Source organism: Methylobacterium sp. Leaf123, assembly GCF_001423405.1.
Taxonomy (GTDB): domain Bacteria; phylum Pseudomonadota; class Alphaproteobacteria; order Rhizobiales; family Beijerinckiaceae; genus Methylobacterium.
Genome location: NZ_LMNS01000012.1, coordinates 15,649 through 39,572, shown reverse-complemented (window position 1 = coordinate 39,572; position 23,924 = coordinate 15,649). Strand labels below are relative to the sequence as shown.

Here is a 23,924-nt window from a genome sequence, read left to right as displayed (position 1 = left end):
TTTTCAACCGGACCGGTCGAGGCGGCATGAGCGCTGAACCCACTCCCAAGGCTGACCCCACCCCAAAGAAAGTCACCCGCGCCTTCGTGCTCGCGGCGGGCCTGGGCAAGCGCATGCGCCCGATCACCGCGACGGTGCCTAAACCCCTCGTCGAGGTGGCCGGCAAGGCGCTGATCGACCACGCCCTCGACCGGGCGGCGGCGGGTGGCATCGAGACGGCGGTGGTCAACGTCCACTGGCTCGCCGACCTGATGGAGGGCCATCTCTCCCACCGCAGCAGCGCGCCGGCCCTCATCGTCTCCGACGAGCGGGATGCGCTGCTGGAGACCGGCGGCGGCGTGAAGAAGGCGCTCCACCACTTCGACGGTGAGCCCTTCGTGGTGTTCAACTCGGATTCGTTCTGGCTGGAGGGGCCGCGGCCCAATCTCGGCCGGCTGATCGAGGCCTGGGACCCCGACACGACGGACATCCTGCTCCTCGTCGCCCCGACCGCGACGAGCCTCGGCTACGACGGGGCGGGCGACTTCTATATGGACGCGGACGGCCGGCTGAGCTGGCGCGGCGAGCGCGAGGTCGCGCCCTTCATCTATGCCGGCGTGGCGATCCTGAAGCCGGAGCTGTTCGCCGACACGCCGGAGGGCTCGTTCTCCCTGACCCTGCTGTTCGACCGGGCGATCAAGCGCAACCGGCTCCAGGGCCTGCGCCTCGACGGACAATGGCTGCATGTCGGCACGCCGGAGGCGATCGAGGCCGCCGAGACGCGGGTTCGGGACAGCGCGCGGATCGTTTGACCGGCATCCCCGTTGTCGAGGCTCCGACACCGGACGGCGATGCGTGAAACGCATGGTCGTCGGCCGGCGCGGCGGCGGGCATCCGTCGGACGCGCGGATCCCGACGATCGGGTTTTGTCGGGCAGGGTTTCGTTCAAGAGGTATTTGTCTCGGTCATGGGCCTTCTTCACGACGCGGTCGAGCGCTTCCGCACCACCCTCAAGGCCTATGCCGGCGACGAGACGCTGATGCAGGCGGCGGTCTCGGCCTGCGCCAACGTCGCGGTCGCCGACGGCGAGCTGATGACCGAGGAATTCGAGACGGCGCTCGCCGGCATCCGCGCGAACCCGATCATCGAGAAGGGCTATGACAGCCTGATGCTGGAACACGCGCTCTACGAGGGGCTCGGCCGCGCCCGCACCCGTGCCGGCCGCGCCGAGAACCTCGTGCGGATCGGCGCCATCGCCGAGCGGCCGGAGGAGCAGCGCCGCAACGTCTTCCTCATCGCCGCGGATGTGGCCGACCATGAGGGCATCGGCCGCGAGGAGCACGCCGCCCTGGCCGAGGTCGGCGCCGCGCTCCGGCTCAATGGCGACGCGCTGCTGCGGCGGTTTCCGGAAGTGTGAGCCTCTCTCTCTTCCCGCCCGCGGGGAGAGAGGACACCCGGTCGCACCGGATCGGCAAGAATCCACCCATCCCGCTCATCCCCCCTTAAGCCTCTTTCTCAAGCGGCGCTTCACGCGCGGCTGGCAGAGTCGCTCCCCTGACGAGCCGGCTTCCGGCCTCGGCCGGACTTTGGGGGACGTTCGTGGAACCGATGAGCCTAGCGGTGAGCGTGATGGGCCTGAGCATCGCGGGGGCGATGCTGGCGCTGATCCTGGTGTCGCTCCGCCGCCGTGAGCCCGTCATGCCGGATACCGACATGACGGAGGCGCTCCAAGACCGGCTCTGGCAGATCGCCGAGAGCGAGGAGCGCTACCGGGTTCTGGTCGAGGCCACGACCGAGGCCGTGGTGCAGCGGGACGGGCAGGGGCGGATCACCTTCGCCAGCGAGGGGTTTGCCGCGCTGCTCGGCGTGGAGCCGCTGGAGCTGATCGGCTCGACGCTGAGCCCGCAGGTGATCGAGCGCGGCGCGAGCGAGCAGCGCGGCGACGGCGTGCGGGTGATCGAGGAGCGTCTGGTGCCGGTGGACGGCGTGCCGCGCTGGTTCTCCTTCATCGAAATGCCGGTCGCCGGCAGCGCCGACGGTCCGAACTGGCTGCGGGCCGGCCAGGACGTGACCGCGCGCGTCGAGGCCGCGCGCTCCCTCGACGAGGCGAAGAGCCGGGCGGAGGCGGCCAATGTCGCGAAATCCCGCTTCCTCGCCACCGTCAGCCACGAGCTGCGCACGCCGTTGAACGGCATCCTCGGCATGGCCGACCTGCTGCTCGACACCCGGCTCGACCCCGAACAGCGCACCTATGTCGAGGCGTTCCGCACCAGCGGCAAGGCGCTGCTCGGCCTCGTCGACGGCATCCTCGATTTCTCCCGCATCGAAGCGGGCCGCCTCGATCTGGCCGCCGAGCCCTTCGACGTCGCCGCCCTGGTCGAGGGCGTGGTCGAGCTGCTGGCCCCGCGTGCGCAGGACAAGGGCCTGGAAATCGCCCTCGACATCGCCGACGACCTCGCCGCCCTGCGGGTGGGCGATGCCGATCGGGTGCGGCAGATCCTCGTGAATCTGGCCGGCAACGCCATCAAGTTCACCCAAACCGGCGGCGTCGGCGTCAGCCTCGCCCGGTCGGGGGAGGGGCAGGGGGAAGGGCTCGTCCTCACGGTCGAGGATACCGGGCCGGGCATCCCGGAGGAGCGCATCCCGATCCTGTTCGAGGAGTTCGAGCAGGGCGACGACAGCGCGAGCCACGAGGGCACCGGCCTCGGTCTGGCCATCACCCGCCGCCTCGTCGAGCGGATGAACGGCACGATCGAGGCGCGCTCGACGGTGGGGCGCGGCTCGACCTTCCGGGTCGTGCTGCCGCTGGCGGCGGCGGAGGGCGCGACGCTCCCCGAGACCCCGAGCCTCGCGCCGCGCAAGGTGCTGATCGTGGCGGCCTCGCCGTATCAGGCGCCGTTCCTGGCCCGGCGGCTCAGCCGCTCGGGCGCGGCGGCGGTGGTCGTGAACAGCGCGGAAGCGGGCCTCGACGCGCTCTCGGGGGTCGCCTTCGACGCGCTCATCGCCGACCGCAGCCTCGGCGACGCCGCGGTGCGGCGGCTCGCGGCCGAGGCCGCCCGCTGCGGCGTGCGCTGCAGCCTGATCCTGCTCTCGCCCTTCGACCGGCGGGAGTTCGGCGCCCCGAATGCGGCGGGCTTCGACAGCTACCTGATCAAGCCGGTGCGCGCCCGCTCGCTGTTCGACCGCCTGCTGGAGCCGCGGCCCGGCCCGGCCCGCAGCCCCGCCGACGCAGCGGCCCAACCCGGACCGAGCCAGCCCGCACCGACCAAGACGGAAGCGGGCAAGGCCGGGGCACCGGGCCGCCGGGTGCTGCTGGCGGAGGACAACCCGATCAACGCATTGCTCGCCACCAAGGCGCTGGAGCGGCTCGGCGCAGGGGTGATCCACGCCCGCGACGGTCTCGAAGCGCTGGCCGCAGTTGAAGGGCAGGGGCCGTTCGACCTCGCGCTGATCGACATCCGCATGCCCGGCCTCGACGGCCTGGAGACCGCCCGCCGCATCCGCGCCCGCGAGGCCGAGACCGGCGCGAGCCCGCTCCACCTCGTGGCGCTCACCGCCAATACCGGCCGCGAGGACGTCGCCGCGGCCTACGCAGCCGGCTTCGACGGCTTCCTGCCCAAGCCGCTGAACCTGCGCGCCCTGCCGGCTCTGCTGGACCGCCGCCAACAGGCCGCTTGAGGGGGAAAGACGAGGCCGACCCGCGCGGCCGCTCTCGCGCTGGTGCGAATTCTGCCTCATGCTCCCGCGGCCAGTGATGGGGAGCGCATGACCAAAACCAGAAAAGATTTCCGCAAACCATCGCCGGGGAGGGCCCGGCGATGAAGCAATTGCGATGGCTCGCGGCCTTGCCCGCCCTCGGGATGCTGGCCGGGCCGTTCTTCCTCAACCGGGTCGAGCCCCTGGTGCTCGGCATGCCGCTGCTGCTGGCGTGGCTCGTCGGCTGCACGGTGGCGACCTCGGCGATCATGGGGCTGATCTACCTCACCGATCCCGCCAACCGGGAACCGGAGGAGGGGCCATGAACGCCGCACTCGCGATCATCGCGCTCGCCGTCGTGGTGGCGCTCGGCCTGGGCCTCCGGGCGCGGTCGGGTCACGACATGGACATGGAGCAGTGGAGCGTGGGCAAGCGCGGCTTCGGCACGCTGCTCGTCTTCCTGCTGATGGCCGGCGAGATCTACACCACCTTCACCTTCCTCGGCGGCTCGGGCTGGGCCTACGGCAAGGGCGGGCCGACCTACTACATCCTCTGCTATCTGACGCTGATCTACGTCATCTCCTACTGGATCCTGCCGCCGGCCTGGCGCTTCGCCAAGGAGCGCAACCTGTTCTCGCAGCCCGATTATTTCGCCGCGCGCTACGACAGCCAAAGCCTCGGCATCCTGGTCGCGCTGGTCGGGATCGTGGCGCTCGTCCCCTACATGGTGCTCCAGCTCAAGGGGCTCGGCATCATCGTCGCCACGGCGTCCTACGGCGCGATCTCGCAGACCGTGGCGATCTGGATCGGCGCGGCGGTGCTGACCGTCTACGTGATGGTCTCCGGCGTGCGCGGCTCGGCCTGGACCGCCGTGCTCAAGGATTTCATGATCCTGTTCGTGGTGATGTTTCTCGGGATCTACCTGCCGTATCACTACTACGGCGGCATCGGAGAGATGTTCACCGCGATCGATACGGCCAAGCCCGGCTTCCTCGCGCTGCCGGACCGTGGCCAGAGCGCGACGTGGTTCGCCTCGACCACGCTGCTCACGGCGCTCGGCGGCTGGATGTTCCCGCACATCTTCGCCTCGATCTACACCGCGAGCGATGCGCGCACCTTCCGGCGCAACGCGGTGTTCCTGCCGCTCTACCAGCTCATGCTGCTGTTCGTGTTCTTCGCGGGGTTCGCGGCGGTGCTGCAGGTGCCGGGGCTGACGGGGCCGGACGTCGATCTCTCGCTGTTCCGGATCGCGCTCCAGACCTTCCCGCCGTGGTTCGTCGGCGTCATCGGCGCCACCGGCGTGCTGACCGCCCTGGTGCCGGGCTCGATGATCCTGATCGCAGGCTCGACCCTGATCGCGCAGAACCTCTACCGGCCGCTGGCGCGCAACGCGACCGACGCGACCACGGGTAGGCTCGCCAAGGGGATCGCGCCGCTGCTGGCGATCGCCTGCGTCGGCTTCACCCTCTATGGCGGCGAGACCATCGTGCAGCTCCTGCTGATCGGCTACGCGGTCGTCACGCAGCTCTTCCCGGCCTTCTTCTTCAGCCTCCTGCGCAACAACCCGCTCACGCGGGCGGGGGCGATGGCCGGCATCCTGGCCGGTGTGACCGCCGTGGCGATCACGGTGGTCGGGGGCTACACATTGGCCAAGCTCTTCCCCGGCCTGCCGGGGCCGGTGCAGGATCTCAACATCGGCGTGGTGGCTTTGGCGCTGAACCTCGCCGTGGCCTTCGCCGTCAGCCTCGCGGGCAAGCGCACGCGGCAGACGGCTTTGTCCTGAGCCTCGGAAGCGAGCGGCCGGGCGGTCAGCGCCCGGCCGGCTCCGCCTCGCCCGCCGGCACGGAATCGTCCTCCCGCGCGTCCTCGAAGGCGGCGCCTGTCCAGACCCGCACGGTGACGGTGGCCCGCCCGTCCTCGATGACGATGCGGTTATAGGCGTTGGGCTCGTTGCCGCGCAGCCGCGTCGAGGTGGCCGAGCCCGCCTGCACCGCGAGCAGCCGCCCGCCGCCCGCCCGCGCCGTGCCGCGATCCACGCTCACCGAGCCGGGTTCGGTGCCCGTCTCCGGCGCCTCGGCGAAGCGGGAATAGTGGCGGTGGAGATGACCGGCGAGCGTCAGCCCGACGCTGTGGCGGCGGAAGGCGTCGAGCGCCTCGTCGGCGCGCCCGACGAGGCGGGCCTCCGCGTCCCAGGGCGGCGGCATGAAGGGGTGGTGGCCGACCACGATCCGGAAGACGTGATCCGGCAGCGCCGCCAGCCGCTCCTCGGTGCGGGCGATCTGCGCCCGGGTGATCTTCCCTTGCGACCAATCCGTCTCCGGCGCCCAGGTCCGCACCGTGTTGAGGCAGACCACCGCGATCTCGTCGTCGAGAAAGGTCGGTTCGGTGTCCTTGGCGATGAAGCGCCGGTAGCGGCCGAACGGGTGGAAGAAGCGGGTGAAGAGCTTGAAATAGGCGATGTCGTGGTTGCCCGGCACCGCGATCCAGGGCGCGACCAACCGGTCGAGGAAGGCGCGCGCCTGGACGTATTCCTTGCGCCGCGCCCGCATGGTGAAGTCGCCCGACGCCACGATCAGGTCCGGCGGATCACGATTCAGCTCGGCCACGAGCGCTTCGACCACCGCCGGATCGGTGCGTCCGAAATGCAGGTCGGAGATGTGGGCGACCCGCCTCACCGGACCGGCTCCGGCACGATCACGGTGAGGGCACGGGGCATCAGGCGGTAGCGCAGGGGCGGGGCAATCAAGCGGACCTCTCCATCGTTCATCACCCGTAACGCGCGCCTCCGGGCGGAGACGACGATGCGAGCCGCGGCACCGCGCTCCAGGCCCGGCTCGTCGCGCCAGCGACCGAGCCCGAATCCGAGGGCCAGCCGGGCGAGGCGCCACGGGGACAGCCGACGGGCGATGTAGAGCGTCAACTCACCGCCATCGACCTGGCTCCGTTTCAGAATCTTTCCCGGCCCCTCCGCATAGTCGTTGTTGACCACCGCGAGCAGGCGCACGCGCAGCCGTCTCCGCCGCCCGTCGGCCGAGATCACCGCCGAGAGGCGCGGATAGGGTCCGAGATGGCGCAGCATCGCCACGGCCAGCCGCAGCAGCGCCGGAACCCCGAGGCGCCGCCCGCGAAAGGCTTCGCGGTGGCGGACCATGCGGGCGGGCATGCCAAGTACCGAGTTGATGAGAAAGACGTGCCCGTTCACGCGGCCGACATCGACGGCGCGGGTCCGCCCCGCCGCGAGCACCGCGATGGCCTCATCCAGGTCGAGCGGGATGCCGAGATCCTTGGCCAGCAGGTTCATGGTGCCGAGGGGCAGGATACCAAGTGCGACGCCGCTGCCCGCGAGCATTCCGGCCGCGCAGTTGAGCGTGCCGTCGCCGCCGGCCACCGCCACGGCCGTGATGCCCTCAACGCGCAGGGCGGCGCGCAGACGCTCGGGCAGCGGCAGACGCTCATCCGGCTCCGGGGCGAGATCGAGGCCCGCCGCCCTCAGCCGCGCGCGGATCGCGTCCGGCGTCAGGCCGTCGGCGAAGGCGCCCGACGCGGCGTTGGCGACGAGGACGATCCGCATGTCTCCCGGCGTTTCCCCGCATCCTGACGGCGTGGGGATGACAGACGCGGGCGTCGGGCGTGTGACGAACCGGGATCAGCCCGGCGGCGGGCGCCGCTGCACGAAGCGCGCCCGGAACCAGTCCCGCAGCACCTCGCGCTCGTAGAAGAAGGTCTGCCCGGATGAGAGCCGGTTGGCGCGGAGCAGGAAGTTGATGTCGGTGACGACTTCCTCCGCCGCCAGCACCGTGCGGCCCCGCTCCTTCAGGGCGTAGCGCAGGCGGAAGCGCGGCGGGGTGATGTCGATCACCACCCGCACGCCCTGGGCCGCGCCGAAGCTCGGTCGATCGAGTCCGGCGAGGTCGATGTCGAGCACCGCGATGTCGAGGGTCTGGCCCGGTGCCAGAACCGGGTTGCCGAGCGTCTCGAACAGGCGGCGCATCTCGGCCAGCACCGCCCGCGACGACAGGCCGGAGCTGAAGCGGTTCTCGGCATCGGTGTAGCGCTCGGGTGCGACGAAGGTCACCCGCACCTGCGCCGCCGCCGACGAGGCGGCGAGGGGCAGAGAGAGCGCCGCGAGCAGGCCGAGCGCCGCAACCCTCATTGCTGCGAGCGCTTGAGGATCGATTGCAGGACGCGGGCGACCGGCTCGGTGATGGTGCGCCGGTACTTGCGGTGCACGAGCTGGCCGTTGTGGAAGATATCCTGCTCGACGTAGAGCCGCTCGCCGTCCCAGCGGACGATGTTGTCGGATTCCGTCGTTTCCTCGACGCCCAGATCCCGGCGGAGGATCGGTGCGCCGGATGTCGTTTGCATGGAGCGGCCTCAGCCTTTTTACGGGAACGTCCGACCTGTTTAGGGCCTCGGCGCGCGCTGTGCCAGGGTTGGATGCAGGGTGCGGTGGACGGAAAAGCGATCCGCCGGTTTCTCCGAGGCGCACTTGTCGCTCGGGCGGCGGTTTTCCACGAACCGTGGGCGCCCTTCGGCGACGGCCTCGCCGTGACGCGATCGGCCGGCCGTCACCGGACCGAGACCTGATCCTTGATGCGTTGGTAGGTGGCGCGGTTGAGGACGCGCTTGCTGAGAAGCTGATCCACCGAGGCGTAGGGGCGGTGCTGGACGATCGTCCGGCCGATGGCGCCGCCGCCCTTCAGGCCGTTCAACTCGGCGACCGAGGCGGTGTTGAGGTCGATCAGGGAGACCGCCGCAGGGGGCGCGTTCTCTTCCGCCTCGGCCACCGGATCGGCCTCGGGCGGCGCCATCCGCGCGACCGGGGCAGGGGCGGGTGACGGTGCCGGATCGGTCGGCGGCGATGCGGGCAGGGTCGGCGGCGGCGCCTCGGCGACCGGCCGGGGCGGCTCCGGCGACGGCTCGGCCGGCTTCACCACGCGCACGGTCGGAGGCGGCGCGGAGGCAACCCCCGGCGGCCGGGCGGGCGTCATCGTCGCGGCCGCCGGCGCAGCGGTCTCCGGCGCCGGGCCATGCAGCCAGACCGATTGAATGATCCAAGCCAGGCCCGCCGCTGCCAGGATCAGGAGGCCGACCCTGAGGATCGCCGATCCGCTCAGCATGGGCGCCGCCCGCCCGCATCGCGGACATGGGAGGCAGTCGGGGTCTCGTGCTCGGCTCCGGACATTGGTGGGATCCTAACGTGCTGGCACGGCGGGAACATATGACAAATCCGAGAGATTGGGCGCGCCGGCCCGCCGCGACAGTCCCGCGCAAGCCAAACGGGGCAGGAGGGGCACTCGAGATACGAGCCGGCGCGGTCATCCTCGCTCACGTTGTGGCCGCACGGCATCAGCCGGCGCCTGAGCGCACCATGCCTGTGCGGGAACGCAATACGGCCAAGCTCGTTTCGTGTAGGCTAGCCCTCATCCATCGGGCTTGTTCGGGTCATGTCGATGCCAAAAGGTTTCCGCTGGTCGCGCCTGCTCCTCGCCGCGGCGGTCGCCGGGCAGGCCGCGGCCTGCTCCTCCCTGCCGCGGACGAACTACACGGAGAGCGAGGCGGAAGCCGCGACCGTGCCCGGCATGGTCGGCGTGCGCGCCTATGCCGATGCCGGCGCCGCCGACTTCGTGGCGATGGCCGCCGGCCCGCAGAAGAAGCGGCAAGCCTTCACCTATCTCGCGCTCTCGGGCGGCGGGGGTGACGGTGCCTACGGCGCGGGCGTGCTCAACGGCTGGACCGCCTCGGGCAAGCGGCCGGAATTCACCATCGTCTCCGGCGTCTCGACCGGCGCCCTGATCGCGCCCTTCGCCTTCCTCGGGCCCGCCTACGATCCCTACCTCACCGACATCTACACCAGCGGCATCGCCGATTCGCTGGTGCAGAGCCCGAGCATCGCCAACGTGCTGTTCGGCTCCGGCCTGTTCGGCGACGGGCGGCTGCGCAACCTGATCGCCCGCTACGTCACTCCCGAACTGCTTCAGGCGGTCGCGGAAGAGCACGCCAAGGGCCGCCGCCTGCTCGTGGTGACGACGAATCTCGACACGCAGCGCGCCGTGATCTGGAACATGGGCGCCATCGCCGCGAGCGGCGCGCCCAACGCGGTTTCGCTGTTCACCGACGTGCTCACCGCCTCGGCGAGCATCCCGGCGGTGTTCCCGCCCCAGCTCCTCGACGTGCAGGCCGAGGGCCGCGCCTTCCAGGAAATGCACGTGGACGGCTCGGTGGTGACGCCGATCTTCACCCTGCCGCAGAGCTTCCTCGTGCGCGACGGGCGCTTCCGCAGTGCGGGCAAGGCCGACATCTACGTGGTCATCAACGGCCGTCTCGAACCCGAATTCGAGGTGACGAAGAACAACACCCTGTCGATCGTCGAGAAGTCCTTCACCACCGCGAGCCGCGCCCGCTCGCGGGCGACGCTGGTGGCGACCGACGTGTTCGCCCGTCGCAACGGGATGGGCTTCAACCTGACCTATATCGACGAGAGCGCCCCGCAGACCACGACCGCGCGCGGCTTCGACACCGGCTACATGCGCAGCCTCTACCAGTTCGGCTACGAGGCCGGGCGTACGGGTCAGCTCTGGCAGTCCGGCGTGCCGGCCGCCCCCCTGGTCAAGAACGTGGTGCGGGAGGCGGTGGCGGCGCGCTAACGCCCGCCGCCAGTCTCACAGAGCGATGCGCAGCGGCTCGGCGCTGAGGCGCACCGCGCCCGCGCGGCGTCCGGTCTCGCCGACGGCATACTGGAACGCCGCCTCGCGGCTGCGGAAATAGCCGCCGCCAAGGCCTTGGCTTTCCAGGGCGACCCAGTGGCCCTGCCGATCCTGCCCGACGACGTACGTCGGCAAGCCTTTGCTCGCATCGGCTTCGACCGCCGGGGATGGGGCAGCTTCGTACAATGAGGACATGATCGCAGATCGGGTCGCGCGGTCCGGTGACGTGAACCGGCAAGAACCCGAGCCTTTACCTGTGAGGTTTCAAGACCGGAGAAGGGCCAGGGGCATAAAGGCCCCATCCCGCATTGGCCACCCCAACGGCCGGTCCCCAGCTTTGCGATCCCTGCAACCGGCGAGCGCCACGAAAAAGGGCCGCGCGGCCCTTTCGAGCCGCCGGCCCTAGATCCGTATCCGACCTAATTGCATCAGGCCGATGTCTCCCGGTCTCTGACTGAGCGCGCATTCTTTCGACGAACCGGTCACCACTTCGTCGGAATGCGCTCTGGCTCACGCTCTGCCAGCGAGACCTACTTGCGCAGGAGCTTGGTGACGAGACGGCCGATCGGGGAGCTCGATCCGGCATTGCGGTCGTCGCGGGCGACGACGCGGTCGTCGGTGCCGAGGAGCTTGGTGACGAGGCGTCCGATGAGGCTCATGGGTCGGGTTCCTTCACGTCGCGAGGACGGGCAACGGTGCAGCTTCGACGGGATAACGAGCGCCGCCGCGGCGGCGTTCCGTTCCCCGTCGCAACCGATCGTCAGTCCGCGCGTCCGCGAGCGAGACTCCGGACCACCGGCACGGCGTAGAGCACGAAGAGCAGGCTCAGCGCGATGGCGAAGCCCTGCGGCGGCTGGAGGTCCATGCCGCCGCCGATGAGCGGCGGTCCGAGCATCAGCCCGGCATTGTAGAGCATCACGAAGGCGGCGTTGGCGCCGGCCAGATCCGGCCCGCGCAAGGTGGCGCCGAGATGGGCGAGGCCCACCGTGTAGAGCGTGCCGGCGATGCCGCCCCAGGCGAAGAGCAGGGCGGAAAGCAACGGCAGCGAGGCGGAGGCCGCCGGGATCAGGGCCGCCCCGAGCGCCCCCGCGAGGCTCGCGCCGAGCAGGACGAGGCGCCGGTCCACCCGGTCGGCGAGGAGGCCGACGGGGATCTGGAACAGCACGTTGCCGAGCGCCACCGCGCTGACCAGGGCGGCGGCGACCTTCGCGTCGAGGCCGATGCGCAGGCCGTAGAGCGGCAGGATGGCGAAGGCGCCCGCCTCCACCGCCCCGTAGAGGGCGGCGGCCAGCACGGCGAGCGGCGCGAGGCGCAGATAGGCTAGGATGCCGGCCCCCTCGTCATGCCCGAGATCGGGCGAGAGGTTGCGGGCGATGAGGAGCGGGGTGAGGCCGAGGAAGAACAGGGCCGAGCCGGCGAGATACGGCGCGAAGCCTTCCGTGCCGAGAAGCGTCAGCAGGGTCGGCCCGATGGCAAAGCCGATGGCCAGGACCGTGGCGTAGATCCCCATCACCAGCCCGCGCCGTTCGGGCGGCGCCGCGTCGTTGATCCAGTACTCGGAGAGGACGAACAGCACGCCCATCGTCGTCGAGAAGACGAAGCGGAGGGGAAACCACAGGACGAGGTGCGGGAAGAGCTTGAAGGCCGAGAGGCACAGCCCGCCGAGCACGATCGCCAGGATTAGCAGGCGTATCACGCCGACCCGCGCGGCGAGCCGCGGTACGAACGGCACCGTGAGAATCGCCGCGAACCCCGCCACCGCCGTGTTGAGGCCGATGACGACGCTCGACGCGCCCATCCGCTCCATTTCCAGCGACAGCAGCGGAATCGACAGGCCGAGCCCCGTGCCCACCACCGCCACGCAGGTGATCGCAGCGGCCATCGCGCCGAGGCGGTCGCGATCGGAGGGACGAGCGGAAACGGCGGACATGACCTTCGAGCAACGCGTGAGGGTTGTGGGGCGCTCGGCCTGACTCGGCTTCACCCCGCCCCGCAACCCGGCAGGGTCAGGCGGCGTGCCGATCCGCACCCGCGCCGAAATGGCCGATGTAACGGGCGGCGATCGCCGAGACCGGCAGCACCACGAGCACGTCGGTGGTGCCGAACTGGCGGTCCACGACGGCGCCGTCGCCGAAGGTCGCCCCGACCCGGAGATAGCCCTTCACCAGCGGCGGCAAAGCCATCAGCGCGGCCTTCGGATCGACCGCTTCCTTGGCCAGCCGGTCCATCGCGACGTAGCGCTCCGGCAGGGCGCGGGCGCGCCACGCCTCGGGGGCGCGGGCGTGGTGGTGGAGGAAGCTCAAGGGCAGCGCGAGACGCTCCGGATCGGTGCCCTCCAGGCTGGCGCAGCCCAGCATCGCGTCGATGCGGTGGTGCTGCACATAGGCCCAGATGCCGTGCCACAGGAGTTCGACGGTGCGCTTGGTGCGGTAGGGCTTCAGCACGCAGGAGCGGCCGAGTTCGAGGAAGCGTTTTCCCGGATGGCGCTCCAGCAGCGGCGCGAGGTCGTACTCACCCGAGGAGTAGAAGCCGAAATGCGCCTCCGCCCGATCCTGGCGCAGCAGCCGGTAGGTGCCGACCACCTTCGGCCGGGCCTTGCGGAAGGGCTTCGCGTCGGTCGCCGCATGGTCGATCACGAGGAGGTGGTCGCAGATCGCGTCGTAGGCATCGACATCCCGGCGCTTGAGCGCGGCCATGCCGGTCGGCACCGCCGACATCTCCTCGTAGAACACGCGGTAGCGCAGGCGCTGCGCCCGCCGGATCTCGGATTTGGTGGTGGCGAGTCGCACTTCGAGCGCCCCGATCCGGCCGAGGCTGGGATCGAGCCCCGGTTCGAGCAGGAGGCGCTTGGCCCGGTTCTTCAGCAGGATCGGCGCACCGCCGGGCAGGGCGAGATCGCCGCCCTCGAAGGTCTGGCGGAAGCGGGCGAAGGGCGCCTGAACCTTGGTCTCCCAGCCGGCCTTCCACGCCGCCGTGGCCTCGCGCGGGGAAAAATTCGGCAGCATCGGCGACACGATCCGTCGTGGCGGAGGCCGCGCGATGCGTCCTCTTGCGCGGCGACAACATCACGAAGGCCGCACGCTTTTATGACGGAAATCTTCTCGTCCTGACAGAGACTTGCGCGAAGCCGTTGTCAGGCTCCGCGCGAAGTTCCCGGGATAGCCGGCGAATGAAAACCGGCTAACGATCCCAAGGGTTTATGGGACGATCCTGCCGTCTCAGACGAACTGGTTCAGGCCCGGGACCGAGCCGACGATCGGGCCCATGACATCCTCGCCCGCCTTCTCGCGGCCGTAGGCGAAGAGTTCCTGGCCGAGCGGCTGCATCTGGTTCATCGGCACGCCGGCCGAGATCAGCTTCTGGCCGAGCGCCATTACGCCGCCGCCCATCATGCCGCCGAGCATGCCCATCAGCCCGCCGCCGCCTTCCGACGCATTCGCCTCGGCCAACGCCGCCTCGGAGCCCGGAAGCGCGGCCATCAACTGGCTCACTTCGGTGGCCGGCCCTTCCTTCTGCAGGAAGGCGAGGATGTGGCCGATCGCCGTCTTGGCGGTCGCCGCGTCGAGCCCGGTACGGCCGGTCACACGGGCAATCAATTCTTCCATGAAACGCTTCCTCCTTAGCAGATGTGCGTCTGTCCGATGCGGCAGCGGCGAAATCAAGGGTTGCCGATGCCCCGGCCCTGGATCGGACGCGCGGGGCGCCATACCCTGTCCGTCACGACACCTGCACAACGGCGACGGATCGAACGAGGACGGCATGGCAGCGGGCGAGGGGACGATTCTGGTCGGCCGGAGCACGGGGCCGCGACCGAAGCCCGAGGTGCTGAGCCTGCGGCTGGCCAACCGCCACGGCCTCGTGGCGGGCGCCACCGGCACGGGCAAGACCGTGACGCTGCAGGTGCTGGCGGAGGGCTTCTCCAACGCGGGCGTCCCGGTCTTTGCCGCCGACATCAAGGGCGACCTCGCGGGGCTCGCCGCCGCGGGCGAGGCCAAGCCCCACTTCGTCAAGCGCGCCGAGGAACTCGGGATTCCGTACGAGCCCGACCGCTTCCCCACGATCTTCTGGGACGTGTTCGGCGAGCAGGGCCACCCGATCCGCTGCACCGTCACCGAGATGGGCCCGCTCCTCCTCGCCCGCCTGCTCGAACTCAACGACATTCAGGAGGGCGTGCTCAACATCGCCTTCCGCGTCGCCGACGAGAACCAGTGGCCGCTGATCGACCTGAAGGATCTGCGCGCGCTCCTCACCTTCCTGTCGGAGAACGCCAAGGAGCTCTCGGCCCGCTACGGCAACGTCTCGGGCGCCTCGATCGGCGCGATCCAGCGGGCGCTGCTCGTGCTGGAGAACCAGGGCGCCGACCAATTCCTCGGCGAGCCGGCGCTCAACCTCGAAGACTTCATGCGCACCGACCGGGAGGGCAGGGGCTTCGTCAACATCCTGGCCGCCGACAAGCTGATGCAGCGGCCGCGCCTCTACGCCTCGTTCCTGCTGTGGATGCTCTCCGAGCTGTTCGAACAGCTCCCCGAGGTCGGCGACCTCGATAAGCCGAAGCTCGTGTTCTTCTTCGACGAGGCGCACCTGCTGTTCAACGACGCGCCCAAGGCGTTGCTCGACGCGGTGGAGCAGGTGGTGCGCCTGATCCGCTCGAAGGGCGTCGGCGTCTATTTCGTGACGCAGAACCCGCTCGACGTGCCGGAGACGGTGCTCGGCCAGCTCGGCAACCGGGTGCAGCACGCGCTGCGCGCTTTCACCCCGCGCGACCAGCGCGCCGTGCGCGCCGCCGCCGAGACCTTCCGCCAGAACCCCGGCTTCGATGTCGGCAAGGCGATCACCGAACTCGCCGTCGGCGAGGCGCTGGTGAGTTTTCTGGAAGCCAAGGGCACGCCCTCGATCGTGGAGCGGGCACTGATCGCGCCGCCGCAGGGGCGGGTGGGGCCGCTGACGCCGGCCGAGCGCGCCGCGATCATCGCGCAGAGCCCACTGCGCGGAAAATACGACGAGGCGGTCGACAACGAGAGCGCCTACGAGATGCTGGCCCAGCGCAAGCACCTTGATTCCGCCCCGGCGGAAGCCGCGGGCCAGAGCGAGGGCGGGCTCTCGGGGATGCTGGGCGGCTGGCTCGGCGGCATTTTTGGCAGCGGCGACGAGGCGCCCAAGGGAGACGAGGCGCCCAAGGGAAAAGGGGCTGGCCGCAGCCGCCGCCCACCGCCGAGTCTGGCCGAGCAGGTCATCGGCAACGCTGCCCGCTCCATGGCGCGCAAGGTCGGCACCGAGGTGGGCGACGCGATCCTGCGCAACGTGCTCGGCGGGCTGACGAAGCGGTAGGCGCGTCTTCGTCTTGCCTTGACAGAAGGCCCGCTCCCGACTATCCGGCCGGCACCGCGCGGCTTCCTCGACGAAGTCCGCGCGTTTCGCGTTCGTGCGCCTACGGCCCAGCCTGACCCGCGCGGATGACCTGAATCAAGAAGACGGCCCAGGCCCTCACGGCGCCGGAGGCCGGCACAGAACACGAGAGACAACGATGTTCGCAGTCATCAAGACAGGCGGCAAGCAATATCGCGTTGCCGCCAACGACGTCATCACCGTGGCCACCCTCGAGGGTGAGGCCGGCGCCGCTGTCACCTTCGGCGACGTGCTGCTGTTCACCGACGGCGATGCTACCCAGGTCGGCACCCCGCTCCTGTCGGGCATCGGTGTCACCGGCGAGATCGTCGAGCACGGCCGCACGCGGAAGGTCATCGCCTTCAAGAAGCGCCGTCGCCAGAACTCGCGTCGCCGCCGCGGTCACCGTCAGGACTTCACGGTCGTGCGCATCACCGAGATCAGCGCCGGCGGCAAGACCTCGAAGGCCGAGCCGCGCAAGACCCGGAAGGCCGAGCCGGCCGCCGAGTCCGCCCCGGCCGCCGCTGAGTAATCAGCCGCCCGTCCGAACGCAGATCCAGCAGAATTCCGGAGCAATCCCATGGCACACAAAAAAGCAGGCGGCTCGTCCCGCAACGGCCGCGACTCCGCCGGCCGGCGCCTCGGCGTCAAGAAGTTCGGCTCTGAGGCCGTCATTCCGGGCAACATCATCGTGCGCCAGCGCGGCACGAAGTGGCACCCCGGCACGAATGTCGGCATGGGCAAGGACCACACCCTGTTCGCCCTCGTCCCGGGCAAGGTGCAGTTCGAGACCCGGCGCGGCCGCGATTTCGTAACCGTAGTGCCGCTGGCTCAGGCCGCGGAGTAACGGCGGACGCTTGTCGCTGACGACGAAGCGAGCGTCCCGCCGGTGTCCCACACCGAACCGGCGGACGATCGCTGAAGGCTTCACGCGAAGCTTCGAGCGGATCGGAACACGGGGGAGGATGGGGCACCATCCTCCCCCTTCGTCGTCCCGGACGGCGCCTTCGGGCGCCCTCGCATGACCGGCTCACGATGTTCCCCGATCTCACCCGCGACGACGTTTTCCGCATCGAGACGCGCCGGCTCTGGCTGCGCTGGCCCATGGCCCGCGACGCCGAGGCCGTGTCGCGCTTCGCAGGCGATCCGGCGGTGGCCGAGATGACCGCGCGGATTTCGAGCCCGCTGCCCTTGCCCGAGGCCGAAAGCTTCGTGATCCGGGCGCGGGCGATGAACACGGCCGGGGAGGGGCTGATCATGGCCCTGTGCCGGCGGGCAGCGCCCGCGAACCTGATCGGTGTCGTCTCGGTCGAGAGCCGGCCCGACGCGTCGGAGCCGCATCTCGGCTATTGGCTCGGGCGCCCGTTCTGGGGCGAGGGGCTGATGACCGAGGCGGCCGAGGCGCTGGTGGACGCGACCTTCGCCTATGCCGGAGAGCAGGCGCTCGCCTCGTCGGCGATGATCGGCAATCCCGGCTCGCGCCGCGTGCTGGAGAAGTGCGGGTTCCGCCTCACCGGGGAATCCGCACCGGTCTTCGAGTCGCGGGGCGGTGCCGTGCCGAGCCACGACTTCCGGCTCGACCGGGCCGAGTGGCTCGACCGGCGCGGGACGGCCGTGGGGGGCCGCTCGGCATGAGGACACGGACGGTTGCCGGCCTCGGGGCCGGCCTCACCGCGATCGCCCTCGGCAGCCTGATCTTCGCGATCACCCGCGAGGTGCCGCCGCCGCCGATCGAAGCCGCGGCGGCGGCCGCTCCGAGACCTCGGGGCGAAACCCGGCTCTACTGCGAGTTCTACAATTTCGCCGGCCGCACCCCGAAGGTCGGGTTCTACTTCGCCAGCCCTGCGGGTGGCGGGAGCACCTACGGGCAACTGTTCCAGCGGGAGGCGGACGGGTCGCAGACCTTGTTCGACGAACGGCCGACCTGGACCTATGCTCGGGACGGCGAAGCACCGACCCTGCGCTCGCCCGATGGCGCGATCCAGATCAACCTCTACGGCGATGGCGGCGCCAACGGCCGCCAACCGGATGCCGGCGGATGGTTCGAGGCGGGCCTGCGCAGCATCCAGTACCTCAATCTCGACGGCCAGTGCCGTCGCACAGAAAGCTGACCGGTCCTTCCGGTCCAGAATCCAAGGCGAAGCACCGTGAAATTCCTCGATGAAGCCAAGGTCTACGTCCGCTCCGGCGACGGCGGTCCCGGCTGCGTCTCGTTCCGGCGGGAAAAGTTCATCGAGTTCGGCGGGCCGAACGGCGGCGACGGCGGACGGGGCGGCGACGTCTGGATCGAGTGCGTGCAGGGCCTCAACACCCTGATCGACTACCGCTACCGGCAGCACTTCAAGGCGAAGAAGGGCGAGCACGGCATGGGCTCGAACTGCCACGGCGCCAAGGGTGACGACGCTGTGCTTCAGGTGCCGGCGGGCACGCAGGTCTTCGCCGAGGACGGCGAGACGCTGATCGCCGACATGACCGAGGTCGGCCAGCGGGTGCGGCTCGCCAAGGGCGGTAATGGCGGCTTCGGCAACGCCTACTTCACCACCTCCACGAACCGGGCGCCGCGCCATGCCAATCCCGGCCTGGAAGGCCAGGAGATGTGGCTGATCCTGCGCCTCAAGCTCATCGCCGATGCCGGCCTCGTCGGCCTGCCGAATGCGGGTAAATCGACCTTCCTGGCGACCGTCACCGCCGCCAAGCCGAAAATCGCCGATTATCCCTTCACCACCCTCCATCCGGGTCTCGGTGTGGTGCGTTCGGACGAGCGCGAATTCGTGCTCGCCGACATCCCCGGCCTGATCGAGGGTGCGCACGAGGGCGTCGGCCTCGGCGACCGGTTCCTCGCCCATGTCGAGCGCTGCCGGGTCCTGCTCCACCTCGTGGAGGGCACGAGCGAGCATGCCGGCAAGGCCTACAAGCTGGTGCGGCGCGAGCTGGAGGCCTACGGCGAGGGCTTGTCCGACAAGCCCGAGATCGTCGCCCTCTCGAAGGCGGATGCGCTCGATGCCGACACCCTCAAGCAGCAGCTCGCCCGGCTGAAGCGGGCGGCGGGCGGCAAGCCGCTGGTGCTCTCGGCCGCCTCGGGGCAGGGGGTGCAGGAGGCCCTGCGCGCGATCCAGGCCCAGCTCGATACGCAGGGCGCCGAGGAAGCGGAGGCGGAGCCCGCCGAGCCCTGGCACCCGTGAGCCGGAGCGGCGCTACGCCTCAGCCCAGACCGGCGACGGGATTTGCCGGTTTGCCCTACATCTGGTGCATGCGCAGCACCCTCGCCCTCCTCCTCGCCCTCGCCGCCTCGCCTGCCATGGCGGAGGAGTCCTGCACCGATCTGATCGACCGGGTGCAACGGGCAACGAGCGCGACGGTCGCCGAGCGGACCGCCGACTTCGCCCGGTTCGAGGCTGGGCCACAGACATCGCTGACGCTCTCATGCGCCGGCGCCGACGCGTCCTCCGTCGGCGCGCAGTACAAGGGCGAGACCCCGCCCGAGGCCTACGACACCCTGTTCGTGCAGGCGGGCCATGCCATCACCGGGATCGCCCCGGATCGGCTGCTTGACGCAACCCGGCAGGCCCGCGCGAGCGCGCAAGCCAAGCGCCACAGCACCGTCGAGGTGGACGGCGCCCGCGTCACCTGCGCCTTCATGCGCAAGGAGCAGGGCCCGCTCACCCTCTGCGCCGTGATTCAGCGCCCCGGCGCCTGACCGGTTAAGGGGACATCGGGGCGCTGCCCCGTGCCCCGCCAAAGGGATGATCCCTTCGGGATCTCAAGATCTCAGCTCGGGCTGGAACCGTGCAGTACCGGCGGGACCGGATCCTCGCCGTCGAGGGTCCGGGCCACGGCGCGGGCGACGTTGACGAGGGCCGTCACCATCGGGGTCGCCGGGTCGCGGCGCGGGGCGACGAGGCCGATGGCGTGGCGCAGGTCGGGCTCCACGATCGGGATCGCCCGCAGGCCCTCGGTCGGCCCCAGCGCGTCGGCAAGGATGGCCGGCATCACGCTCGCCCATTGCAGGGTGCGCACATGGGTCATCAGCACCACCATCGAATTCGATTCGAGGGTCGGCGCCGGCTCACCGCCCGCGGCCCGCATCTGCTGATCAATGATGCGGCGGTTCTGCATGTTGGGGGTCAGCAGGCAGAGCGGGATCTTCGCCAGCTCCGCCCAGGTGACGCTGGCCCGGTCGTCGTAGGGGCCGCCCGCCGCGGTCAGGAGCTGGTAGTGCTCGGTATAGAGCGGCACGGCGATGACCCGCCCGAGGGGCTCGTTGTCGAGATAGGTCAGCCCCGCATCGGCCTCGAGGTTGTCGATCAGCGAGAAGATCTCCTCCGAGGTCGTGGAGATGACGCTGAAGCGCACATTCGGGTAGCGGGCCCGGTAGGGCGTGGTCAGCGCCGCCACCATCGGCAGCGCGGTGGGCACCGCGGCGATCCGCAGGTGGCCCGAGAGTCCCTTGCGAAGTGCGGCCACGTCGTCCTGCATGGCACGGGCATCGCCGACGATGCGGCGGCCCCAGGCCAGCACCCGGTCGCCCTCGGGCGTGAAGCCCTGGAAGCGCGAGCCGCGCTGAACCAAGCGCACGCCGAAACGGTCCTCCAGGCTCTTCACCCCCGCCGAGAGGGTCTGCTGGGTGACGCCGCAGGTCTCCGCCGCGCGCCCGAAATGCTGCTCGCGGGCGAGCGCCAGGAGGAATTCGAGCTTGTCGATCACGGATGCGCCGCCCCGGCACCCGCTGAGAGGGCGGGCTCCCGCCGTGGTAGGCCGATTGCGGCAGGCTTCTCAAGCCGCAGGCCGCCGGCCTTCACCCCGCGTCGCTGGCCCCCTCGCCCACGAGCTGCGGGTTGCGGGTGGCCGGACGCACCGGGCTCTCGACCGCCGGCTCTTCGTGAAGTGCGCGGTGAACGAGGGCGTCGAGCCGTTCGCCGGCCTCGTCGGCGTAGCCTTCGAGATCGCGGCGCATCTTCGGCGTCCAGAACGCCACGATGTGTTTGTGGATGCCCGAGACCGCTTCCTCCTCCGGGTAGGACCGGAAGAACAGGGCGATCTGGTTGGCCATCCGCACCAGCTTGTCGTTGGGATTGGTCGCGCTCATCGCCTGCACTCGGCTGTATCGAATTGGAGAGCGCTCGCGCCCGCTCCCTCATCCGGGGGTGCCGCGCGAGCGGCCTCGAAGGAGGGCTCCAGGGATCGCAGCGCGTTCTGGAGCCCCCCTTCGAGGCCTCCGCTTGGCTCCGTCACCTCAGGATGAGGGACAGGACCGGACGTCGGGGGCGGGCCGAATGCCGCCCCGTTGGAAGACTATTCCGCCGCTTCAGCGATGCGCGTCAGCGAAAAATCCTCTTCGTAGAACTTCGCCTGCCAGTCGGAGGGCCGGTTCGTGCGCCGCACCTGCACCGCCGTCACCTTGTATTCGGGGCAGTTGGTCGCCCAGTCCGAATAGTCGGTGGTGATGACGTTGGCGCCGGTCTTGGCGTGGTGGAAGGTCGTGTAGACGATCCCCGGCTGCATCCGCTCCGTCACCTTGGCCTTCAGCGCGATGTCGCCCGAGCGGCTCTCCAGGGCGACGAGGTCGCCATCGACGATGCCGCGCATCTCCGCGTCGAAGGGGTGGATCTCCAGCACGTCTTCCTCGTGCCAGCGGGAGTTCTCGGTCCGCCGCGTCTGCGCGCCGACATTGTACTGCGAGAGGATGCGGCCCGTGGTGAGGATCAGCGGGAACTTGCCCGTGGTCCGCTCGTCGGTGGGCACGTATTCCGTGATCATGAAGCGGCCCTTGCCGCGCACGAACCGGTCCACGTGCATCATCGGCGTGCCGAGCGGCGCCTTCTCGTTGCACGGCCACTGGATCGAGCCCAGCTCCTCCAGCTTCTGGTACGAGACGTTGGCGAAGCTCGGGGTGAGCGCCGCGATCTCGTCCATGATCTGCGACGGGTGGGTGTATTCCATCTTGTAGCCCAGCGCGTTGGCGAGCAGCACCGTGCCCTCCCAATCGCCGTAGCCGCCCATCGGGGCCATCACCTTGCGTACGCGGGAGATGCGGCGCTCGGCATTGGTGAAGGTGCCGTCCTTCTCCAGGAACGAGGCGCCCGGCAGGAAGACGTGGGCGTATTTGGCGGTCTCGTTCAGGAACAGATCCTGGATCACGATGCACTCCATGGCCTTGAGGCCGGAGGTGACGTGATGGGTGTCGGGGTCGGACTGCGCGATGTCCTCGCCCTGGATGTACATCCCCTTGAAGGTGCCGCCGACGGCTTCATCCAGCATGTTGGTGATGCGCAGGCCCGGCGCGTTATCGAGCTTGGCCCCCCAGATCGCCTCGAAGCTCTCGCGGGTGGCGTCGTCCGAGACGTGGCGGTAGCCCGGCAGCTCGTGCGGGAACGAGCCCATGTCGCAGGAGCCCTGCACGTTGTTCTGGCCGCGCAGCGGGTTCACGCCCGCACCCACCATGCCGATATTGCCGGTGGCCATGGCGATGTTGGCCATGCCCATCACCATGGTCGAGCCCTGGCTGTGCTCGGTCACGCCGAGCCCGTAATAGATCGCCGCCTTGCCGCCGGTGGCGTAGAGCCGGGCCGCGGCGCGGATCTCCTGCGGATCGACCCCGGTGATGGCCTGGGCGGCTTCCGGCGAGTTGCGCTCCTCGGCGATGAAGCGGGCCCAGGACTCGAACTCGGCCAGATCGCAGCGCTCGCGGACGTAATCCTCGGCGATCAGCCCTTCCGTGACGATGACGTGGGCGAAGGCGTTGATGAAGGCGACGTTGGAGCCGGGCTTGAGCGGCAGGTGGTGGTCGGCCCGGATGTGGGGCGACTTCACGAGGTCGATCTTGCGCGGGTCGGCGACGATGAGGCGGGCGCCCTCGCGAAGCCGCTTCTTCATCCGCGAGCCGAAGACGGGGTGGCCGTCGGTCGGGTTGGCACCGATGACGAGGATCACGTCGGATTCCTCGACCGACTTGAAGTCCTGCGTGCCGGCCGAAGTGCCGAGCGTGGACATCAGGCCGTAACCGGTCGGCGAGTGGCAGACGCGGGCGCAGGTATCGACGTTGTTGTTGCCGAAGGCGGCGCGCACCAGCTTCTGGACGAGGTAAGCCTCCTCGTTGGTGCAGCGCGACGAGGTGATGCCGCCGACCGAGTCGCGGCCGTAGGTCGCCTGGATGCGCTTGAACTCGGACGCGGCGTGGTTGATCGCCTCCTCCCAGGAGACCTCGCGCCACGGATCCGTGATCTTCTCGCGGATCATCGGCTTGGTGATGCGGTCCTTGTGGGTGGCGTAGCCGTAGGCGAAGCGGCCCTTGACGCAGCTATGGCCCTCGTTGGCCTTGCCGCCCTTGTAGGGCACCATGCGCACGACCTTGTCGCCCTGCATCTCCGCCTTGAAGGCGCAGCCGACGCCGCAATAGGCGCAGGTCGTGACCTCGGAATGGTCCGGCTGGCCGTATTGATGGATCGTCTTCTCCTGCAGCGTCGCGGTCGGGCAGGCCTGGACGCAGGCGCCGCAGGACACGCATTCGGACTGCATGAAGTTGGTCGGGCCTGCCGCCACGCGGCTGTCGAAGCCGCGGCCCTCAATGGTCAGCGCGAAGGTGCCCTGCGTCTCCTCGCAGGCGCGGACACAGCGGTTGCAGACGATGCACTTCGACGGATCGTAGGTGAAGTAGGGGTTCGACTCGTCCTTGGGCAGGTAGCGGTCGGAAGCCGGCTTGACGTGGTTGTCGCCGTCATAGCCGTAGCGGACCTCGCGCAGGCCGACCTGACCGGCCGTATCCTGCAGTTCGCAATCTCCGTTGGCGGCGCAGGTCAGGCAGTCGAGCGGGTGGTCGGAGATGTAGAGCTCCATCACGCCCTTGCGCAGGCGGTGCAGCTTGTCGGTCTGCGTGTGCACGACCATGCCGTTCTCGGCCGGCGTGGTGCAGGAGGCGGGCGTGCCGCGCCGCCCGTCGATCTCCACGAGGCACATGCGGCAGGAGCCGAACGGCTCCAGCGAATCCGTGGCGCAGAGCTTCGGGATCTTGGTGCCCATATGCATCGCGGCGGCCATGACCGAGGTGCCCGCGGGCACCGTCACGCTCTCGCCGTCGATGGTCAGCGTCACCGTCTGCTCGTTGAGCCGGATCGGCGTGCCGTAGTCGATTTCCTTGATGAGGGTCATGCGAGGGCCTCC

At 69.9% G+C, this 23,924-nt stretch carries 25 protein-coding genes and 1 pseudogene; 13 read left to right on the top strand and 13 right to left on the bottom strand.

The window, feature by feature from the left end; genetic code table 11:
* Positions 1-26 precede the first annotated feature (26 nt).
* From ASF53_RS09975 to ASF53_RS09955, 5 genes are all read left to right on the top strand, one after another.
* Positions 27-791 (top strand): nucleotidyltransferase family protein, encoded by a 765-nt coding sequence (locus tag ASF53_RS09975; protein WP_056197513.1) that lies wholly within the window; start codon positions 27-29, stop codon positions 789-791.
* A 155-nt stretch (positions 792-946) separates the two neighbouring features.
* Positions 947-1,396, top strand: a complete 450-nt coding sequence (locus tag ASF53_RS09970; protein ID WP_003606025.1) for a tellurite resistance TerB family protein — start codon at positions 947-949, stop codon at positions 1,394-1,396.
* Positions 1,397-1,587: 191 nt separating this feature from the next.
* On the top strand, positions 1,588-3,657 hold the full coding sequence (locus tag ASF53_RS09965) for an ATP-binding protein (RefSeq protein ID WP_056197511.1): 2,070 nt from the start codon (positions 1,588-1,590) through the stop codon (positions 3,655-3,657).
* A gap of 140 nt (positions 3,658-3,797) precedes the next feature.
* A complete protein-coding gene (locus ASF53_RS09960) occupies positions 3,798-4,001 on the top strand; it encodes a DUF3311 domain-containing protein (RefSeq protein ID WP_056197508.1) in 204 nt (67 codons plus the stop codon).
* Positions 3,998-5,458: a sodium:solute symporter family protein gene (locus ASF53_RS09955; protein ID WP_056197506.1), complete on the top strand. Its 1,461-nt coding sequence runs from the start codon at positions 3,998-4,000 to the stop codon at positions 5,456-5,458. Before ASF53_RS09960 ends, ASF53_RS09955 begins: the two co-directional genes overlap by 4 nt.
* A gap of 25 nt (positions 5,459-5,483) precedes the next feature.
* On the opposite strand, the gene ASF53_RS09950 is transcribed toward ASF53_RS09955, so the two are convergent.
* The 5 genes from ASF53_RS09950 to ASF53_RS09930 all read right to left on the bottom strand — a co-directional run bounded on the left by ASF53_RS09950 (position 5,484) and on the right by ASF53_RS09930 (position 8,795).
* Entirely contained in the window at positions 5,484-6,350 is an 867-nt protein-coding gene (locus ASF53_RS09950; RefSeq protein WP_056197504.1) for a metallophosphoesterase family protein, read from the bottom strand.
* The gene (locus tag ASF53_RS09945) at positions 6,347-7,246 is read right to left on the bottom strand and encodes a diacylglycerol/lipid kinase family protein (RefSeq protein WP_056197502.1); all 900 of its coding nucleotides are present in this window, start codon (positions 7,244-7,246) and stop codon (positions 6,347-6,349) included. Before ASF53_RS09945 ends, ASF53_RS09950 begins: the two co-directional genes overlap by 4 nt.
* A gap of 75 nt (positions 7,247-7,321) precedes the next feature.
* Complete coding sequence (locus ASF53_RS09940) at positions 7,322-7,828, bottom strand: DUF3016 domain-containing protein (protein WP_056197500.1); 507 nt, start codon at positions 7,826-7,828, stop codon at positions 7,322-7,324.
* Positions 7,825-8,040: a hypothetical protein gene (locus ASF53_RS09935; RefSeq protein WP_056197498.1), complete on the bottom strand. Its 216-nt coding sequence runs from the start codon at positions 8,038-8,040 to the stop codon at positions 7,825-7,827. Before ASF53_RS09935 ends, ASF53_RS09940 begins: the two co-directional genes overlap by 4 nt.
* A gap of 203 nt (positions 8,041-8,243) precedes the next feature.
* Entirely contained in the window at positions 8,244-8,795 is a 552-nt protein-coding gene (locus tag ASF53_RS09930; protein WP_056197496.1) for a ComEA family DNA-binding protein, read from the bottom strand.
* Positions 8,796-9,128: 333 nt separating this feature from the next.
* On the opposite strand from ASF53_RS09930, the gene ASF53_RS09925 reads away from it, so the two are divergent.
* A complete protein-coding gene (locus ASF53_RS09925; protein WP_056198373.1) occupies positions 9,129-10,322 on the top strand; it encodes a patatin-like phospholipase family protein in 1,194 nt (397 codons plus the stop codon).
* Between the two features lie 15 nt (positions 10,323-10,337).
* Here ASF53_RS09925 and ASF53_RS09920 read toward each other — a convergent pair whose 3' ends face one another.
* From ASF53_RS09920 to ASF53_RS09900, 5 genes are all read right to left on the bottom strand, one after another.
* On the bottom strand, positions 10,338-10,517 hold the full coding sequence (locus ASF53_RS09920; RefSeq protein WP_502690581.1) for a hypothetical protein: 180 nt from the start codon (positions 10,515-10,517) through the stop codon (positions 10,338-10,340).
* Positions 10,518-10,912: 395 nt separating this feature from the next.
* On the bottom strand, positions 10,913-11,041 hold the full coding sequence (locus tag ASF53_RS09915; RefSeq protein ID WP_003603100.1) for a hypothetical protein: 129 nt from the start codon (positions 11,039-11,041) through the stop codon (positions 10,913-10,915).
* Positions 11,042-11,142: 101 nt separating this feature from the next.
* A complete protein-coding gene (locus ASF53_RS09910; RefSeq protein WP_056197491.1) occupies positions 11,143-12,312 on the bottom strand; it encodes an MFS transporter in 1,170 nt (389 codons plus the stop codon).
* Between the two features lie 76 nt (positions 12,313-12,388).
* Positions 12,389-13,387 carry a l-ornithine N(alpha)-acyltransferase gene (gene olsB, locus ASF53_RS09905; RefSeq protein ID WP_056197489.1) on the bottom strand — a complete coding sequence of 333 codons (999 nt, stop codon included), beginning with the start codon at positions 13,385-13,387 and terminating at the stop codon, positions 12,389-12,391.
* Between the two features lie 213 nt (positions 13,388-13,600).
* Positions 13,601-13,987, bottom strand: a complete 387-nt coding sequence (locus ASF53_RS09900) for a DUF2267 domain-containing protein (RefSeq protein ID WP_056197487.1) — start codon at positions 13,985-13,987, stop codon at positions 13,601-13,603.
* A 154-nt stretch (positions 13,988-14,141) separates the two neighbouring features.
* On the opposite strand from ASF53_RS09900, the gene ASF53_RS09895 reads away from it, so the two are divergent.
* The 7 genes and pseudogenes from ASF53_RS09895 to ASF53_RS09865 all read left to right on the top strand — a co-directional run bounded on the left by ASF53_RS09895 (position 14,142) and on the right by ASF53_RS09865 (position 19,464).
* A complete protein-coding gene (locus ASF53_RS09895; RefSeq protein ID WP_056197485.1) occupies positions 14,142-15,710 on the top strand; it encodes a helicase HerA-like domain-containing protein in 1,569 nt (522 codons plus the stop codon).
* Between the two features lie 196 nt (positions 15,711-15,906).
* Positions 15,907-16,215 (top strand): annotated as a pseudogene (rplU, locus tag ASF53_RS09890) (50S ribosomal protein L21); the annotation flags it as partial.
* Between the two features lie 132 nt (positions 16,216-16,347).
* Positions 16,348-16,614 carry a 50S ribosomal protein L27 gene (gene rpmA, locus ASF53_RS09885; RefSeq protein WP_003603089.1) on the top strand — a complete coding sequence of 89 codons (267 nt, stop codon included), beginning with the start codon at positions 16,348-16,350 and terminating at the stop codon, positions 16,612-16,614.
* Between the two features lie 188 nt (positions 16,615-16,802).
* Positions 16,803-17,402 (top strand): GNAT family N-acetyltransferase, encoded by a 600-nt coding sequence (locus ASF53_RS09880; protein WP_056197481.1) that lies wholly within the window; start codon positions 16,803-16,805, stop codon positions 17,400-17,402.
* On the top strand, positions 17,399-17,878 hold the full coding sequence (locus ASF53_RS09875; RefSeq protein ID WP_056197479.1) for a hypothetical protein: 480 nt from the start codon (positions 17,399-17,401) through the stop codon (positions 17,876-17,878). Before ASF53_RS09880 ends, ASF53_RS09875 begins: the two co-directional genes overlap by 4 nt.
* 36 nt (positions 17,879-17,914) lie before the next feature.
* Positions 17,915-18,949 (top strand): GTPase ObgE, encoded by a 1,035-nt coding sequence (gene obgE, locus ASF53_RS09870; RefSeq protein WP_056197477.1) that lies wholly within the window; start codon positions 17,915-17,917, stop codon positions 18,947-18,949.
* A gap of 68 nt (positions 18,950-19,017) precedes the next feature.
* On the top strand, positions 19,018-19,464 hold the full coding sequence (locus tag ASF53_RS09865; protein WP_056197475.1) for a hypothetical protein: 447 nt from the start codon (positions 19,018-19,020) through the stop codon (positions 19,462-19,464).
* Between the two features lie 71 nt (positions 19,465-19,535).
* On the opposite strand, the gene ASF53_RS09860 is transcribed toward ASF53_RS09865, so the two are convergent.
* The 3 genes from ASF53_RS09860 to fdhF all read right to left on the bottom strand — a co-directional run bounded on the left by ASF53_RS09860 (position 19,536) and on the right by fdhF (position 23,912).
* The gene (locus ASF53_RS09860; RefSeq protein WP_056197473.1) at positions 19,536-20,471 is read right to left on the bottom strand and encodes a LysR family transcriptional regulator; all 936 of its coding nucleotides are present in this window, start codon (positions 20,469-20,471) and stop codon (positions 19,536-19,538) included.
* 91 nt (positions 20,472-20,562) lie between these two features.
* The gene (locus tag ASF53_RS09855; RefSeq protein ID WP_056198370.1) at positions 20,563-20,853 is read right to left on the bottom strand and encodes a formate dehydrogenase subunit delta; all 291 of its coding nucleotides are present in this window, start codon (positions 20,851-20,853) and stop codon (positions 20,563-20,565) included.
* A 206-nt stretch (positions 20,854-21,059) separates the two neighbouring features.
* Complete coding sequence (gene fdhF / locus ASF53_RS09850; protein WP_056197471.1) at positions 21,060-23,912, bottom strand: formate dehydrogenase subunit alpha; 2,853 nt, start codon at positions 23,910-23,912, stop codon at positions 21,060-21,062.
* Between the last annotated feature and the right edge of the window lie 12 nt (positions 23,913-23,924).

Excerpts from the sequence above, each read along its gene's own strand:
- ASF53_RS09975 (WP_056197513.1), top strand. The coding sequence starts at position 27 with ATGAGCGCTGAACCCACTCCCAAGGCTGACCCCACCCCAAAGAAAGTC.
- ASF53_RS09970 (WP_003606025.1), top strand. The coding sequence starts at position 947 with ATGGGCCTTCTTCACGACGCGGTCGAGCGCTTCCGCACCACCCTCAAG.
- ASF53_RS09965 (WP_056197511.1), top strand. The coding sequence starts at position 1,588 with ATGAGCCTAGCGGTGAGCGTGATGGGCCTGAGCATCGCGGGGGCGATG.
- ASF53_RS09960 (WP_056197508.1), top strand. The coding sequence starts at position 3,798 with ATGAAGCAATTGCGATGGCTCGCGGCCTTGCCCGCCCTCGGGATGCTG.
- ASF53_RS09955 (WP_056197506.1), top strand. The coding sequence starts at position 3,998 with ATGAACGCCGCACTCGCGATCATCGCGCTCGCCGTCGTGGTGGCGCTC.
- ASF53_RS09945 (WP_056197502.1), bottom strand. The coding sequence starts at position 7,246 with ATGCGGATCGTCCTCGTCGCCAACGCCGCGTCGGGCGCCTTCGCCGAC.
- ASF53_RS09940 (WP_056197500.1), bottom strand. The coding sequence starts at position 7,828 with ATGAGGGTTGCGGCGCTCGGCCTGCTCGCGGCGCTCTCTCTGCCCCTC.
- ASF53_RS09935 (WP_056197498.1), bottom strand. The coding sequence starts at position 8,040 with ATGCAAACGACATCCGGCGCACCGATCCTCCGCCGGGATCTGGGCGTC.
- ASF53_RS09930 (WP_056197496.1), bottom strand. The coding sequence starts at position 8,795 with ATGCTGAGCGGATCGGCGATCCTCAGGGTCGGCCTCCTGATCCTGGCA.
- ASF53_RS09925 (WP_056198373.1), top strand. The coding sequence starts at position 9,129 with ATGCCAAAAGGTTTCCGCTGGTCGCGCCTGCTCCTCGCCGCGGCGGTC.
- ASF53_RS09915 (WP_003603100.1), bottom strand. The coding sequence starts at position 11,041 with ATGAGCCTCATCGGACGCCTCGTCACCAAGCTCCTCGGCACCGACGAC.
- ASF53_RS09910 (WP_056197491.1), bottom strand. The coding sequence starts at position 12,312 with ATGTCCGCCGTTTCCGCTCGTCCCTCCGATCGCGACCGCCTCGGCGCG.
- olsB (WP_056197489.1), bottom strand. The coding sequence starts at position 13,387 with ATGCTGCCGAATTTTTCCCCGCGCGAGGCCACGGCGGCGTGGAAGGCC.
- ASF53_RS09900 (WP_056197487.1), bottom strand. The coding sequence starts at position 13,987 with ATGGAAGAATTGATTGCCCGTGTGACCGGCCGTACCGGGCTCGACGCG.
- ASF53_RS09895 (WP_056197485.1), top strand. The coding sequence starts at position 14,142 with ATGGCAGCGGGCGAGGGGACGATTCTGGTCGGCCGGAGCACGGGGCCG.
- rpmA (WP_003603089.1), top strand. The coding sequence starts at position 16,348 with ATGGCACACAAAAAAGCAGGCGGCTCGTCCCGCAACGGCCGCGACTCC.
- ASF53_RS09880 (WP_056197481.1), top strand. The coding sequence starts at position 16,803 with ATGTTCCCCGATCTCACCCGCGACGACGTTTTCCGCATCGAGACGCGC.
- ASF53_RS09875 (WP_056197479.1), top strand. The coding sequence starts at position 17,399 with ATGAGGACACGGACGGTTGCCGGCCTCGGGGCCGGCCTCACCGCGATC.
- ASF53_RS09865 (WP_056197475.1), top strand. The coding sequence starts at position 19,018 with ATGCGCAGCACCCTCGCCCTCCTCCTCGCCCTCGCCGCCTCGCCTGCC.
- ASF53_RS09855 (WP_056198370.1), bottom strand. The coding sequence starts at position 20,853 with ATGAGCGCGACCAATCCCAACGACAAGCTGGTGCGGATGGCCAACCAG.
- fdhF (WP_056197471.1), bottom strand. The coding sequence starts at position 23,912 with ATGACCCTCATCAAGGAAATCGACTACGGCACGCCGATCCGGCTCAAC.